The 13,586-nt window shown below is 52.5% G+C and carries 13 protein-coding genes and 4 tRNA genes; 7 read left to right on the top strand and 10 right to left on the bottom strand.

From position 1 onward, the window contains the following. Positions 1–22 precede the first annotated feature (22 nt). Positions 23–2,032 (top strand): 1-deoxy-D-xylulose-5-phosphate synthase, encoded by a 2,010-nt coding sequence (gene dxs, locus HMPREF2609_RS04405; RefSeq protein WP_070535186.1) that lies wholly within the window; start codon positions 23–25, stop codon positions 2,030–2,032. 139 nt (positions 2,033–2,171) lie between these two features. On the opposite strand, the gene HMPREF2609_RS04400 is transcribed toward dxs, so the two are convergent. The 8 genes from HMPREF2609_RS04400 to HMPREF2609_RS04365 all read right to left on the bottom strand — a co-directional run bounded on the left by HMPREF2609_RS04400 (position 2,172) and on the right by HMPREF2609_RS04365 (position 7,958). Continuing rightward, positions 2,172–2,699 carry a Rieske (2Fe-2S) protein gene (locus HMPREF2609_RS04400; RefSeq protein WP_070535184.1) on the bottom strand — a complete coding sequence of 176 codons (528 nt, stop codon included), beginning with the start codon at positions 2,697–2,699 and terminating at the stop codon, positions 2,172–2,174. A 192-nt stretch (positions 2,700–2,891) separates the two neighbouring features. Further along, on the bottom strand, positions 2,892–4,166 hold the full coding sequence (locus HMPREF2609_RS04395) for an HRDC domain-containing protein (protein ID WP_070535182.1): 1,275 nt from the start codon (positions 4,164–4,166) through the stop codon (positions 2,892–2,894). A 172-nt stretch (positions 4,167–4,338) separates the two neighbouring features. Beyond that, the gene (msrB, locus tag HMPREF2609_RS04390; RefSeq protein ID WP_048754285.1) at positions 4,339–4,755 is read right to left on the bottom strand and encodes a peptide-methionine (R)-S-oxide reductase MsrB; all 417 of its coding nucleotides are present in this window, start codon (positions 4,753–4,755) and stop codon (positions 4,339–4,341) included. A 244-nt stretch (positions 4,756–4,999) separates the two neighbouring features. Continuing rightward, positions 5,000–5,350 carry a GNAT family N-acetyltransferase gene (locus HMPREF2609_RS11110; RefSeq protein ID WP_246825570.1) on the bottom strand — a complete coding sequence of 117 codons (351 nt, stop codon included), beginning with the start codon at positions 5,348–5,350 and terminating at the stop codon, positions 5,000–5,002. Further along, complete coding sequence (ybaK, locus tag HMPREF2609_RS04380; protein ID WP_070535180.1) at positions 5,331–5,831, bottom strand: Cys-tRNA(Pro) deacylase; 501 nt, start codon at positions 5,829–5,831, stop codon at positions 5,331–5,333. The genes HMPREF2609_RS11110 and ybaK overlap by 20 nt, the downstream gene beginning before the upstream one ends. A gap of 88 nt (positions 5,832–5,919) precedes the next feature. Next, positions 5,920–6,846 carry an anti-sigma factor gene (locus tag HMPREF2609_RS04375; protein ID WP_070535178.1) on the bottom strand — a complete coding sequence of 309 codons (927 nt, stop codon included), beginning with the start codon at positions 6,844–6,846 and terminating at the stop codon, positions 5,920–5,922. Further along, the gene (locus HMPREF2609_RS04370) at positions 6,836–7,459 is read right to left on the bottom strand and encodes a sigma-70 family RNA polymerase sigma factor (RefSeq protein ID WP_239664679.1); all 624 of its coding nucleotides are present in this window, start codon (positions 7,457–7,459) and stop codon (positions 6,836–6,838) included. The genes HMPREF2609_RS04375 and HMPREF2609_RS04370 overlap by 11 nt, the downstream gene beginning before the upstream one ends. A 121-nt stretch (positions 7,460–7,580) precedes the next feature. Beyond that, positions 7,581–7,958 (bottom strand): hypothetical protein, encoded by a 378-nt coding sequence (locus HMPREF2609_RS04365; RefSeq protein WP_246825569.1) that lies wholly within the window; start codon positions 7,956–7,958, stop codon positions 7,581–7,583. A gap of 357 nt (positions 7,959–8,315) precedes the next feature. Here HMPREF2609_RS04365 and HMPREF2609_RS04355 point away from each other — a divergent pair, with 357 nt between their 5' ends. The 5 genes from HMPREF2609_RS04355 to HMPREF2609_RS04335 all read left to right on the top strand — a co-directional run bounded on the left by HMPREF2609_RS04355 (position 8,316) and on the right by HMPREF2609_RS04335 (position 11,905). Further along, positions 8,316–10,127, top strand: coding sequence for a cytochrome c biogenesis protein DipZ (locus tag HMPREF2609_RS04355; RefSeq protein ID WP_070535172.1), 1,812 nt, complete (start codon positions 8,316–8,318; stop codon positions 10,125–10,127). Positions 10,128–10,366: 239 nt separating this feature from the next. Then, positions 10,367–11,419, top strand: coding sequence for a cell division protein ZapE (gene zapE / locus HMPREF2609_RS04350; protein ID WP_070535170.1), 1,053 nt, complete (start codon positions 10,367–10,369; stop codon positions 11,417–11,419). A 202-nt stretch (positions 11,420–11,621) separates the two neighbouring features. Beyond that, positions 11,622–11,694: transfer RNA gene (locus HMPREF2609_RS04345), tRNA-Gly, on the top strand. Between the two features lie 45 nt (positions 11,695–11,739). After that, a tRNA-Cys gene (locus tag HMPREF2609_RS04340) sits at positions 11,740–11,810 on the top strand. A gap of 23 nt (positions 11,811–11,833) precedes the next feature. Next, positions 11,834–11,905 (top strand) — tRNA-Val (locus HMPREF2609_RS04335). 59 nt (positions 11,906–11,964) lie between these two features. Here HMPREF2609_RS04335 and HMPREF2609_RS10570 read toward each other — a convergent pair. Beyond that, positions 11,965–12,288: a hypothetical protein gene (locus HMPREF2609_RS10570; protein ID WP_160311901.1), complete on the bottom strand. Its 324-nt coding sequence runs from the start codon at positions 12,286–12,288 to the stop codon at positions 11,965–11,967. Between the two features lie 290 nt (positions 12,289–12,578). Between HMPREF2609_RS10570 and HMPREF2609_RS04330 the strand changes: the two genes are divergently transcribed. After that, positions 12,579–12,651, top strand: a tRNA-Glu gene (locus HMPREF2609_RS04330). 157 nt (positions 12,652–12,808) lie between these two features. On the opposite strand, the gene HMPREF2609_RS04325 is transcribed toward HMPREF2609_RS04330, so the two are convergent. Beyond that, the gene (locus tag HMPREF2609_RS04325) at positions 12,809–13,582 is read right to left on the bottom strand and encodes a DUF6318 family protein (protein ID WP_239664681.1); all 774 of its coding nucleotides are present in this window, start codon (positions 13,580–13,582) and stop codon (positions 12,809–12,811) included. Positions 13,583–13,586 lie beyond the last annotated feature (4 nt).

Below are 13,586 nucleotides of genomic sequence, written 5' to 3'. Positions count from 1 at the left end.
CAACCGTGCAGAAGGAGAGTGTATGTCTGCTGAGAACGAGGCGAACAAGGAATCCTCAGGGCTCTTGTCCGATATTCGTGAACCTCGGGATTTGCGCCCCCTCAGCTACGAGCAGCTGCGTGAACTCGCTGAAGAGATCCGTCAGTTTATCGTAACGAATGTTTCTGTAACGGGTGGTCATTTAGGCCCCAATCTTGGCGTTGTTGAGCTGACTCTTGGTATCCACCGTATTTTTGATTCGCCCCACGATTCTATTCTCTTTGATACAGGGCATCAGTCCTATGTACACAAGCTGGTGACCGGTCGTCACGCCTTTGACACCCTGCGCCAAAAGGGCGGGTTGTCGGGGTACCCGGATCGTGGAGAGTCTGAACACGATATTATTCAGTCCTCGCACGCTTCATCATCAATTTCCTGGGCTGACGGTATTTCACGCGCCTACGCTCTCAACGGAGAAAATGACCGCTATACGGTGGTTTTAATCGGTGATGGTGCTCTGACCGGCGGCATGGCCTGGGAAGCCGTGAACAATATCGCTGCCGACCGCAACCGTAAAGTCGTTATTGTAGTCAATGACAATGGTCGATCGTATGCGCCTACTATTGGCGGTTTTGCTAACCAGCTGACGGCACTTAAGCACGAGGTGCAGCAGCAGGTTGACCGTATGCGTCTTGACCACCGATATGATCGGGCGCTTGATGCTATGCGCCGTGGTCTGCAGCGTGGCGGCCCGCTGGGGCAGATGATTTACCGGGGGCTGCACGGCATGAAGGTCGGTATTAAGGACGTTGTGGTTCCCAAGGGTATTTTTGAAGATCTCGGCATGAAATATGTTGGTCCAATTGATGGGCACGATCAAGAAGCTGTTGAGACCGCCTTGCGTGCCGCTAAGAACTACGGCGGCCCGGTGATTGTGCACGCTATTACGGAGAAAGGGCACGGCTACGCTCCGGCACGTGCGAATGATGATGACCAATTCCATGCGGTAGGCAGGATTGATCCTCTTACCGGTAAGCCCGTATCAACCAGCACCGAAGAGTCATGGACGAGTGTTTTCGGTCGTGAGATCAAACAGATCGCAGATGAACGCGAAGACATTGTAGGCATTACCGGTGCCATGCTCATTCCTGTTGGCCTACGTGAATTCGCGCAAGCGCATCCGAACAGAGTCATTGATGTTGGTATCGCAGAACAGCACGCCGTTGCTATGAGTGCGGGCTTGGCATACGGCGGTATGCACCCTGTGGTGGCACTCTATGCAACATTCTTAAACCGTGGCTTCGACCAGCTCTTGATGGATGTTGCTCTTCACAAGGCGGGCGTGACTCTGGTTCTTGACCGCTCCGGCATCACTGGACCTGACGGCGCAAGTCACCACGGCATGTGGGACTTATCGCTTTTGCAGTTTATTCCTGGGTTAAACTTGGCCGCCCCACGCGATGCTGCGACGCTTCGTGAAGCGCTTCGTGAAGCCGTCGCTATTGATGATGCACCGACCGTTGTCAGGTACCCAAAGGGGTCGGTGGGTGAAGATATCGCTGCCCTGGAACGCCGCTCTGACGGGGTGGATGTGCTGACCCGCACCGGGCGACCGCATCCTGAAACTGGGCAGCGCGATGTGCTGTTTGTTGCCGTTGGCGCTATGGCACGGGTAGCGCTCGAAGTGTCTGAGCGCCTTGCCGAGCAGGGCATCCATTCGACGGTGATTGATCCGCGATGGGTTATGCCGGTTCCGCATTCGGTGGTGGATTTTGCACGAGACCACCGCATCGTTGTGACTCTCGAAGATGGTGTGCGCGCGGGCGGTGTGGGTTCACGCATTCGCCAAGAGATGCGTGCGGCTGGCGTGGATACGGCGTTGAGTGAGCTCGGTTTACCGGCAGAATTTATACCGCATGCGTCACGTGAGGAAATCCTGGAAGATGTTGGTTTGTGCGCGGAAACCATTACTGCCGATATTCTCGCGCAGCTTGCGGGCGATAAGGTTCCCTTCGCACGCGAGGAAGGACAAAAACCGCGGCATACCCAGTAATTTTCTTGTGGTGATTGACCGAGTGCAAAAAATAAAACGTTGGGGTGTGTAGATTTTCACACACCCCCTAACGTTTTTATTGACACGAAATCTAGACGTTGAAAACTAATATACCGTCAATGCCCATATGTGAAAGGTATTATCCTCCAACAATGATCCTGCCGTCTTTCACCTCTGCTTTATAGGATTTCAACGGCGACTCGGCAGGACCACCTTTGACTGAGCCATCGGCGAGCGCAAACTGAGAACCATGGCATGGGCACACAATTTGGCTGTTGTTTTGTGCGTTGAGTTGGCATCCTTGGTGGGTGCAGGTGGAACTAAAAGCCTTGAAGACACCGTTTTCAGGCTGAGATACGATAACGGTAACGCCGCCTTTGGTAAGTTTCGCCGCTTTGCCGACGGGTACCTCCGAAACTGCCGCAATATCGGTGGGGGACTCTGGCCCGGCAGCACCGTTACCGCCGCCTCCACCACCACCACCACCGCTGGAACCTTCGGCACAGGCGCTTAAAGCAAGAGCCCCTGCGGTAGCTGTAGCCCCCGCTACGAGTGCATTTCGGCGCGAAAGTTTATGCTCCAGCTCCTGAATGCTCTGAGAGTTTGGCTCGTGCGCAGAAATTTCTGATTGTGCGCACGAACAGGTGCACGATGGTACTTCGTTCATCGTTCCTCCTTGAATTCCCCGGTGTGTGAAGCCGGGCTTGTGTGATGCTGAGGCGACCGTACCTGTGGGATAGCTGCGTGTCGCTCTCTTATAAATCTAGAGGATAAATCGTATGCACGCGAATAAGCCGTTTTGTTGTGTGGCGCGTGCCTCCATATTTTTCTTGGGTTGAGAGATCCATGTGTTAAGGCATTAGCCAAGGTGTCGCTGGAAAACTTCATGAAGATCCGGGGCGAGGATTTCAACCTGCCACGGGCGCACATCATGCGAGCGAAGAGCCTCAAGAAGGGCCTCTTGAGAGTAAGGCTCGGGCGGATCCCAGCACAGACGCCGTATACAATCAGCGCTGATAATATTCTGTGCTGGAATATTGAGCCGCTCTGACTCCCGTTGTACTATCTTCCGCACTTCGCTAAGAATCTTTAGTGAAATAGGGCGTTTCGTTTCCCAAGCCTTAAGCGGGGGAGGCGCGGTTGCCGGAATGGTATAGGGTGCCGGGTCCTCACCCCGAGACGCTGATACTATCGCACGCACCCAGCGGGGACCTTCACGTTTCAACAGTCGAGTACGGAACCCCGGAATCGCCATGATAGCTGGTACATTGCGAGGCATTTTCTGCGCAGCCTCAACAAGTGCGGCATCTGAGAGTAAAGCCTTAGAATCTATATCTTTCTTCTGCGCTAATTTATCGCGCTCGAACCAAAGATTCCGCAGGGCTGTTAGTTGCGGTACGGACCGGAGCGTGTTCCGTCCCTTCGTTTTCCTCCACCGTTCGGCTTTCTTCGCAGCAGGGTCGGCGGGCGGCAGTGAACAGAGATAGGCAAATTCCTGGCGGGCATACTCAAGTTTTCCCTGGTTTTCTAAAACCTCTTCCAAGGCATCGCGTAAATCTGCCAGTACATCAACATCAAGGCATGCATAGTTGAGCCAAGACTCTGGCAAAGGACGTTGTGACCAGTCTTCTTGGGAGTGCTTTTTCTCAAGTTTGTATCCCAGAAGCTCTTTGACAACAGCTCCCAAGTTCACCCGTTCCAGGCCCGCTAAACGTGCGCCGAGCTCGGTATCAAAGAGAAGACGCGGTCGCATTCCAAGAAGATCCAGACTTGGAAAATCCTGGGTTGCCGCGTGAATAATCCATTCGGCATCTGCTAGAGCATCGTTGATGATCCTAAGGTCAGAAAAAGCTTCGGGATCGATCAGGTAGAGTTTATCTTCGCGTTTCAGCTGCACCAAGAAAGCCCTGATCCCGTACCGTATACCCTGTGCGCGTTCCGTATCGACTGCAACCGGACCGGATGCAGCACGCAAAGATTCAGCAGCACGTTCAAGCGCCCTCTCCGTGTTGATAATGGAGGGGACCGGAACTGACGGGGTAGTTAGCGGAATAACATCAGGAACTGTGAAATCAGCAGGTAATCCGAGCATAGGTGGGAGTTTGATAGGCTCGGTACTCGGGCTGAGACTCATCTGAAAGTGGTTCCTTGAATATCCGTTTCTGGTAGCTCCCTCGACGGGGCTGAAAACAATAACTCCACCATTCTACCCGTTGCCGCTGTGCGTTACATTTTTCTTCAAATATACCGAAAACCCAAGGATCGGCACCGGCTAACAGCAGTATTGTCTCGTAAATAGCTCTAGCTTACGACTTTTGCGGTTCCAATGTGAGACAGACAGAATTGATGCAATACCGCAGATCAGTCGGAGTATCGTATCCTTCGCCTTCAAACACGTGACCCAGATGCGAATCGCAGGCGGCACAACGTACCTCTACTCGGCGCATCCCTAACGTGGTGTCTTCCAGATACCGCACACGATCTTCGGCGAGTGGAGCGAAGAAAGAGGGCCAGCCGCAGTGCGACTCGAACTTCTCAGCAGAGCGGAAAAGCTCGGTCCCACAGGCTCGGCACGAATACACACCCTCGGTTTTCGTATCCCAGTATTCACCGGTGAAAGCACGTTCGGTGCCGCCTTCACGCAGTACCACGTACTCTTCGGGCTTGAGAACTTCACGCCAATTCTTCGCAATTTTACCGACACCCGGTAGTGAGTTTCCCACTGCTACTCCTTCAAATCTTCTCTTATGAGCTGTCGCCGTTATAACGGTGCTGGCTCGGGTTTTGTTCCCGATGGTACAGGTCCGTGACCCCATTCGGTAACGGGCAAGATTAAGCCGTTTATCCGCACCTCGTAGCTGCTGCGCTGGTGCATCCCCAAACGTTAAGCCGCTGCCACCGACGCCCGGTTGTGGGTATGAACAACAGCAAAGACTTGCTGATGCCCAGCTTCCGCAAGCTCACCCATTACCTGCTGGGCGGCGCGGGTGGCGATGCCCTACCCCAGAAAGCGCACCCAAGCCGCCAAGCCAGCTCAATCTGCCCGGTCGGTCCCCAATCGTTCACCCACCGGTGCGCCCCGGTGAAACCCGCCACCTCACCATCAGCCAGCACCGTGTAAAGACAGAACCCTTCCCGCTCATAGTCGGCGCGAGCCCGCACCACCATATCCTCATAGTGGGCGAGTGAATCTGCGGGCCGCCCCAAATACTCCATGACGCGCGTATCCCTGAACAGCGTCGTATACCATTCGGCGGCGTCCTCCGCCGTGGGGGCCTGCAGCTCAAGACACGGCGGCTCAGGCTCGAAGAGGTGCATAGCTGCCGCCGGTGAGTTTAAGCAAGTCGGCGGGGGAGAGCTCAATATCAAGCCCGCGTTTACCGCCAGAGACCATGATGGTTTGATACTGCTCAGCGCTGGCATCCAAAAGCGTGGGGGAAGGAGTTTTCTGCCCTAACGGCGAAATACCACCCACCACATATCCAGTGCGGCGCTCGGCAACCTTCGGATCGCACATAGAGGCATTCTTCCAACCAAGGGCGTGTGCCGCCGCTTTCAAGTTTAGCTGCCCGCTCACTGGCACTACCGCCACCGCAAAATCTTTGTCATGAACAATCAGAAGCGTCTTGAATACCTGCTCAGGATTGGCGCCAAGTTTCTGCGCGGCCTCCAACCCAAAGGAGGTTTCTCCCTCCACATGCTCGTATTCACGAATCTCAAAAGGAGTCTTAGTTTCCTTCAAGAGCGCGACCGCAGCGGTGGAGGCACCTTTCTTGCCGCTTTTATTCTTTTTAGCCATGAAGACTATTCTACGAAAACGTAAGGTGAACCCCTAAGGTATGTATCACCTTTACCTGCGTAGGGATGGGGTGCCTGCAAGCGTTAGGTCACACAACGTTTTCCAGCATAGCGGGTTTCTGACTAGGAGAATTAGCCGATTCATCTTCAATTGAGATACCAAAGTCGGTGACCGTACTCAGATCGTGCTCTGTCATGGTTGTGATCCCGGCACCGCGGCCAGCAGAATTGAGGATTCCAGATCCCACAATATTGCCCTGAGCATCGTAAAACCAGAGTTTATAGACCTTTCCTTCGGGCAGCGCAGGCAGATTTGTCGTTGAAACACCTGCCATGTTGTGGGAAGGGGAGTACATGACCGATACTGGCATACCGTTGACTTTACCTTGGGCCATTGAAAGGTCAGGAGCCATGCTGATTTGCTCGACGATCGACTGGTCGCCGGGTCGTGCAGTTGCCGGATGCGCTGGGGTCGAAGAGGACACCCTCGCGGCTTGAAGCTCCTGGGAGGTACGTTCTAGTTGCTGATGCTGCGTGAAACCCCATATGCCCAGACCAGCAGCGATAATAATACTTGCCGCAGCCGTCATGCGAGATGGTGAGAATTTACCCTGAGCCCCGAACCAACGCCGTTTAGCTCGTGCATAAGCGGAATCCTCTGAGCCTGCGATAGCTTGAGCGTTGTCTGCATTATCTGATACAAAGTAACCTTCGGAATCGGCATGATCACTCTTATGCTCGGCATTCACGTCATCTGTACCTAGCTCATTAGCTGGCTGGATTTGCTCGGTATGCGCAACCTGCGCCATCACACGAGCTTTAAGCTCAGCGGACGGCTCTTGCGGAGTGAGCGAAGTACCAAAAACCTCAGAGAGGACCGCAGCATCGGCCTTAGCATCTTCGCGTTCGTGTTTGGGGGTCCACGATTCAAACGCTATACGTTGCGTTGGTGAAAGCGTGTGGAGGGCGTAGTCGAGTTTATCGGGGAAATCTTCGGGATAGTCTTTAGTGCTCACGGGTGCCCTCCAATCGTTCACGTAGTTTCTGCATGCCAGCGCGCATGCGGGTTTTGACAGTTCCTAGAGGAATGCCCGTTTCATCGGAGATCTCGCGCTGTGATTTACCTCCGAAATATGCCATGGTGAGCAGCTGGGCTTGTTCGCGTGGAATACCAGATAGAGCATGGTGAATCTCCTCCGTATCCATAAAAGCAGCTATTGCATCATCAACGTGATGATAAGATTCGCGATATTCCTCAAGACCGCGTGTGAAATCACGTTCTGTGGAGGCTGCAACGGAGCGCACCCGATCAACCGCACGGCGGTGAGCAATAGTTGCAGCCCACGACAACACAGTACCCCGTTCTGCACGGTATAAAGGCGCTTTTTGCCATATTTCTAGAAAAACTTCTTGAGTAACTTCTTCCGCATGCGTTCGGTTATGAAGAATGCGGTTAATAAGCGCGTACAGACGCGGAACAAGCGCATCGTATAGAGCTTCAAAACAATGTTCGTTTCCTGCGGCAGCACACTCCATCAACGCAGTTAAGCGCTGATATTCCTGAGGAATTTGGGTGGCTTTTTGAGCTTCTTGATACGCCGAAGTCACCTGACGATCCAAAAAAGTCATGGTCATATCATCTCACGCCCTATGATGACATTTGATTATTGTGTCGGTGATAAGCGAAGTTTAGGTATGTTTTACACCCTAGAAAATATTCCAGGGTGTAAAACAGCATACCGGCAAAATATTACTTCGACATGGCGGAAGCCGAAGGAGACATCATGGCGTCTTTGTTTTCCATCTTGCCTCCTTTGTCACCGTCCATCTTGTTGTCATCATGCTTCATGCTGTCATGATCTCCCTGCATTTTATCGCCGTCCATCTTGCCGTGGTCGTCATCCATCTTGTCCCCAGACATGGCAGACTGGCTCGGCATAGCTGAAGGCGACATCATAGCGTCTGAACTCATCATGGCAGAAGAAGAGGGGGTGGATGATGCAGAAGAGCTCGACGATGCGCTTGGCGATGAGTTCTGATCAGAAGCGTTAGAAGAACATGCAGAAACACCAGCAACGAGGGCTAGAGAAACAGCTGCAAAAGACGCAGTGCGAAGAATAACGGACATACGTAACTCCAATCTTATATCGGCACAGGTAACGCGGAGGAGCGCCCGTACCATTGCAAAATATTCAGAATCCTAAACTGGACTCATTAGGTATTCGGAACATTCAGCCCGCTCGGATTGCAAAACCTCAGAAAATTTTAAGTGATGTATCTGACTACCTCTCGCAACACCTTGAGAAAAACTTCCATGAGCTTGAATATTGCGGAGTAAAAGGCCTCATTAAGATGCTGTCAATTGTGCAGGCATCGCTATAAAAATAATTTCAACCAAACCGAAACCGCAGTTCGTTCCGAATATAACCATGACAACACGTGAGGCAGCATCGCCTCGCATTACCAATCCATGAGGAAAATAACTATGCTGTTATCGCTCATCATCCTAGGCATACTCGGTGGTCTTATCACTGGGATCTCGCCCTGCATCCTGCCTATCTTGCCCGTTATTCTCGTCACTGGCGGTGCAGATTCAGCGCGCACTGCATCCACCGAATTTGGACAAACAGGCATAGCAAAAGATTCTGCGGACAATGTGCAAGCCTTATTCTCGCGCAGAAGCGCAGTTCTCGGAAACGCAGCTCCGGCACCCATGCAGCGTACTGCATCACGCTGGCGTCCCTATCAAGTTGTAGGCGGGCTTGTTCTGAGCTTCAGCCTCTTTACCCTGCTCGGTTCGGTTATTCTTGCTGCCCTGCACTTGCCGCAAGATACGCTGAGGATTTTAGGTATCACCTTCCTCATTATTGTTGGGCTGAGCATGCTTATACCCCCGTTGGAGCGCCTGCTTGAAAAACCTTTCGCGAAATTCTCAAAACTCGGAGCGAAACGCAGCACCACACGTGGCGGCTTCCTCATGGGGCTTGCTCTCGGTCTCGTCTATGTGCCCTGTGCGGGTCCGGTTCTTGCAGCTATTACCCTTGCTGGCGCAACCGGAAACATCGGTATCGAAACTGTAGCACTCACCCTATCTTTTGCTTTCGGAACAGCTATTCCGCTGTTGATCTTTGCTCTTGCGGGGCGAAGCATTGCAGAACGAGTTAAGACGTTCCGCACCCACCAGCGTGGAGTGCGCACCGCCTCGGGTGTACTCTTGATCGCTCTTTCAATCGGACTAGTATTCAACGTTCCCGCCCAGCTGCAGCGCGCAATTCCGAATTATACGGAAGGGATTGAGCAGACTATCAGTCAAGATACGCAGAATAATATTATTTCTTCTTCCACCGGTGGGTCGATAAGCTCGTGCCGACCCGATGAAGAAAAATTGCAGGACTGCGGCTCTGCCCCGGAATTAGCAGGTGGCACGGGTAACTTCAACACTGAGAATCAGCCAAGTCTCGCTCATATGCGTGGAAAGGTTACACTCGTTGATTTTTGGGCATACTCGTGCATTAACTGTCAGAGGACGGCACCGCACCTGAATGAGCTCTACGCCAAATACCATGATTATGGTCTAGAAATAGTGGGAGTACACACGCCGGAATATGCGTTCGAACACGAAGGTAAGAATGTCCAGGCAGGCATTGAGAACCTAGGTATTAAATACCCGGTAGTTCAAGACAACGACTATGCTATTTGGCGTGCTTACAGCAACCGCTATTGGCCTGCACACTATCTCATTGATAGTGAAGGTAAACTTCGTGCTGTTCACTATGGTGAAGGTGGGCATAAGGTGACCGAGGCACAGGTACGCGAACTTCTCAAAGCCGCAAATCCACAAGTGCAGCTTCCAGACCCTATTCACAAGGATGATGCACAAGAGGAAACACAAAACGCGCATGATGCGCGAACCCCTGAAACGTATCTGGGCTCTAAGCGCGCAATGTACTTTGCGGGGCAAGAAAGCTACTCTAACGGAACCCGAACCTTCAAACCGGCAGATCGTCTAGCTGTTGACCAATACGACCTCAACGGTACGTGGTCTATAACCCCCGAACGTATTGAGCCTCAAGGAAACGATGGCACTTTGCGGATTAACTATCGTGCTCACGGAGCGCAGGTTGTTGCTGGCGGCAGCGGTACCATCGAAGTGCGGCGCAATGGTACAACGGAAAAGATTCACATAGACGGCGCTCCCAACGCCCACCACATTGTGCGCGGCGATGAGCAAAGTAGCGGAGTTATTGAGCTCAAGGTCTCGTCCGGAGTGCAGCTGTACTCGCTCACCTTCTCATAAGTCTCTGCCGAATCTCACGCAGAATTCACCCCTGACGACTAAACCCGGGACTGTGTTTTCAAGGTTTTAGATCGCACATGACTAAAACCACGTAAAACGCATAGTCCCGGGTTTTACTGCGTTTTCACCGCATCTGTACCCGAGGGAGAGAGCACTCCGAGTACCGGGCTGCGGCAAGCTCAGCACATCCGTACTAAACTTAAGACAAGTAACATAGACGTCACTCAGAAAGTTATATCGTGCCCGTCACCTACGAACACCTTACCGAACGTATCCCAAACGTCTCAGCAGAAGAGCTTCTCGCTGGATTTCGTCCCTCAGAACGATTCGGTGAAGTGTCATTCGACAGCTATATTCCCGATCCAAACCAGCCCTCCCAAGCTGAAGCAGTACAAAAACTCAAAACCTTCGGCGATAAAATCAACAAAGGAGGAAATTCCGGCGGGTTCTTCGGCAAATTTTTTGGCGGTAAAAAGAAAGACTCCGCAAAATCCGGGCTCTATTTAGACGGCGGCTTCGGTGTTGGGAAAACCCACCTTCTAGCCTCCCTATGGCACTATGTTGACGGACCCAAAGCCTTCGGTACCTTCGTCGAATACACCAACCTGGTTGGTGCCCTCACCTTCCGCAAAACCGTAGAAGCGCTCAGTGGGTACAAGCTCGTCTGCATTGACGAATTCGAGCTTGACGACCCCGGCGATACCGTCCTCATGTCCCGCCTGATGCGCGAACTCGCAGATGCGGGCGTCAAACTCGTAGCAACCTCCAACACTCTGCCCGGTGCCCTCGGCGAAGGACGCTTTGCCGCCGAAGACTTCAAACGTGAAATCCAAGTACTCGCCGAACAATTCGAAGTACACCGTGTGGATGGTGAAGACTTCCGTCATCGCGGTCTTCCAGCTGCACCGGAACCCGTAACTCCCGACGCGTTCGACGCTAAGGTTGAGGAAGTATTCGATGGAAAAACCGTGGGTATCGATACTTTCTCAGAGCTTGTCGAACACCTAGCGAAAGTGCACCCTTCCCGTTACCGCCAGTTTATCGACGGTCTGCAGGGTATCGCTTGGCGTGATGTACACCCGATTACCGAGCAAGCGGTAGCGCTGCGCTTTGTTGTGCTCGCTGACCGTCTTTACGACAAAGACCTGCCGATCGTCTCATCCGGTGTACCCTTCGACCAGGTCTTCACACCCGAAATGCTTGCTGGTGGTTACCAGAAGAAGTACTTCCGTGCCGTCTCGCGTCTGACGGCGCTCGCCCGTGAAGGCTTGCTAGGGGAATCAGAGGCTTAGATTTCGGCATTGCGGTATAGCGAAGTGCTGTGCTTGATATTTGCGACCTTGTTTGTGTAGAAGATTGTAAGGTTTTTGGTGCTGACGCTCGGCCTAAAAAGTGCGGCAAAAGATTTGGCAAACGACGAAAAAACCCGTATAGTATTTATCTGTCAGTGTGACGGGTAAAGCCTGTTGTTGATGCTTGAAAAGCACCTGATAAGCGGTTGTAGCTCAGTTGGTAGAGCACCACCTTGCCAAGGTGGATGTCGCGAGTTCAAGTCTCGTCAACCGCTCGTAGGACTCCTAGAGTTCGAACTCATCTCGCGAGAGATGTATGCGGTGAGGTGGTCGAGTGGTTAGGCAGCGGCCTGCAAAGCCGTGTACGCGGGTTCGAATCCCGTCCTCACCTCGCACAACACATTGATGTTGTAGGCGCGATTGGCGCAGCGGTAGCGCGCTTCCCTGACACGGAAGAGGTCACTGGTTCGAACCCAGTATCGCGCACAAGTAAAAAGTCCCGGTTCTTAGAGAACCGGGACTTTTATGCTGCTTATAAACCTTCTTTAGTCATCAGAAATTTGAATAGCCTCAAGGCCTAATTCAGGAGAGTAACGAAGAAGATAATCGACGAGCTTTACCTCGTAGAAACCGGAATCCTGTAACTCAAAAGGCAAAATTAGCTCACCGGCAAGCATAAAGCTTTTCTGCCACGAGTCAATGCGCTCGTCTTCTAACTCCTCAATGGCAGCATCAAAGCGGAGTTGTCCATTAACCCTGTTCTTTGGAGAATCCGAGTATTGGTAGGGCAGACGTATAGCTGATGCTAATAACTCGAAGGCTAGGGGCTTTGTGGGCTCCTCTGGATCCTTTGCATTGTGCCAGTCAATATCCTGGTTTTTCCGATGTTCCCCGCACCCGCGGGGATGAGCCGGCTACCTAGTTCCCCGATAGACTCGATACCGTCGTTTTCCCCGCACCTGCGGGGATGAGCCGCCGTGTACAGCCCGCTATCAGGATAACGACACGTTTTCCCCGCACCTGCGGGGATAATTTTTCAACCCTATGAGGAATACTCCATTAAGTCTAGTGACACATATCATGCTTACTAGAGTTGGTGGGGTATTTCCTTAACTGTATAGTTATATATGTTGTTCGGGCGGGTCCCGAAAAACAATCCGGCCCCATCGTATAGCGGCCTAGTACTCCGCCCTCTCACGGCGGCAACACCGGTTCAAATCCGGTTGGGGTCACACTAGGAAAAGAGAATTCTCCGGTTCAGGCAAACCGGAGAATTCTCTTTATTTTTATAAATGCCCAAACGGGTCAGGAAAAAGCACTTATATAACCTTTTCGGCAAAACCTAACCCGCTTGCATCATAATGTGAATAACTAGAAACGGGGGAGCACCTACTTATTCTCCCCGCCCGTACTCGCAGACCCTTGCGCACTGGCAGAAGCACCCGCTGCGGCAGGAGCACGGTGCACCATACGCCACGTTCCCTCAAGATAGTGAGCCGTCACCTGGCCCGAGACAACACCGCTCGGCACCTTAAAAACCTCAGGAAGCGGCTGCGAACGGTTCGTCGTCTTCGTATACACCGCAGACTCCTGGTTAACCTTCATCGTTGTCTTCCAGGTATAAAATCCGTTCTTCTCATCCTTCGTTGGGTGATCTGTATCCAAAGACATCGTCAACGGGTTCTGCACGCCAGTCACCCAGCCAGTTTTTGAAGCGTACATATCCTGCATGAAATCGGCAATAGTTGTGTAATCGCCCGTATGATCAATATTCGTGAAATAGTTACCGTCACCCGTCAAAAGCATATAATTCAAAGTCGCGAGCCAGTAGGTTACAAAGGCATATAGGCCCTCAACCGAATCTTCACGCAGTTTCGCGGGTTCCACCGGAACAGGCACATGCTGCGCCGGATGCTCCTGCGTGCCAGGTTCAAATTCACCAGACGATCTGTAGTTCTCCAACTTCAACTCACCCTTAAAACTAGGACCAGAAGGTGTAGCAGATGCAGAGGCAGAAGCAGCCGAATGTGATGGCGATGCAGCCTTGGCAGATGCGCTAGCACTTGGCGCCGCATCCTTGTTCTGCGACGAGCACGCGGTAAAAGTAGCTATAAAACCGGCACCTACAACAGTGAAAGCGCCACGACGCGACATTGAGCTCATGAGA

It is taken from the genome of Rothia sp. HMSC058E10 (assembly GCF_001809415.1).
Lineage (GTDB): Bacteria > Actinomycetota > Actinomycetes > Actinomycetales > Micrococcaceae > Rothia > Rothia dentocariosa.
This window is presented reverse-complemented; position numbering and strand designations above follow the sequence as displayed.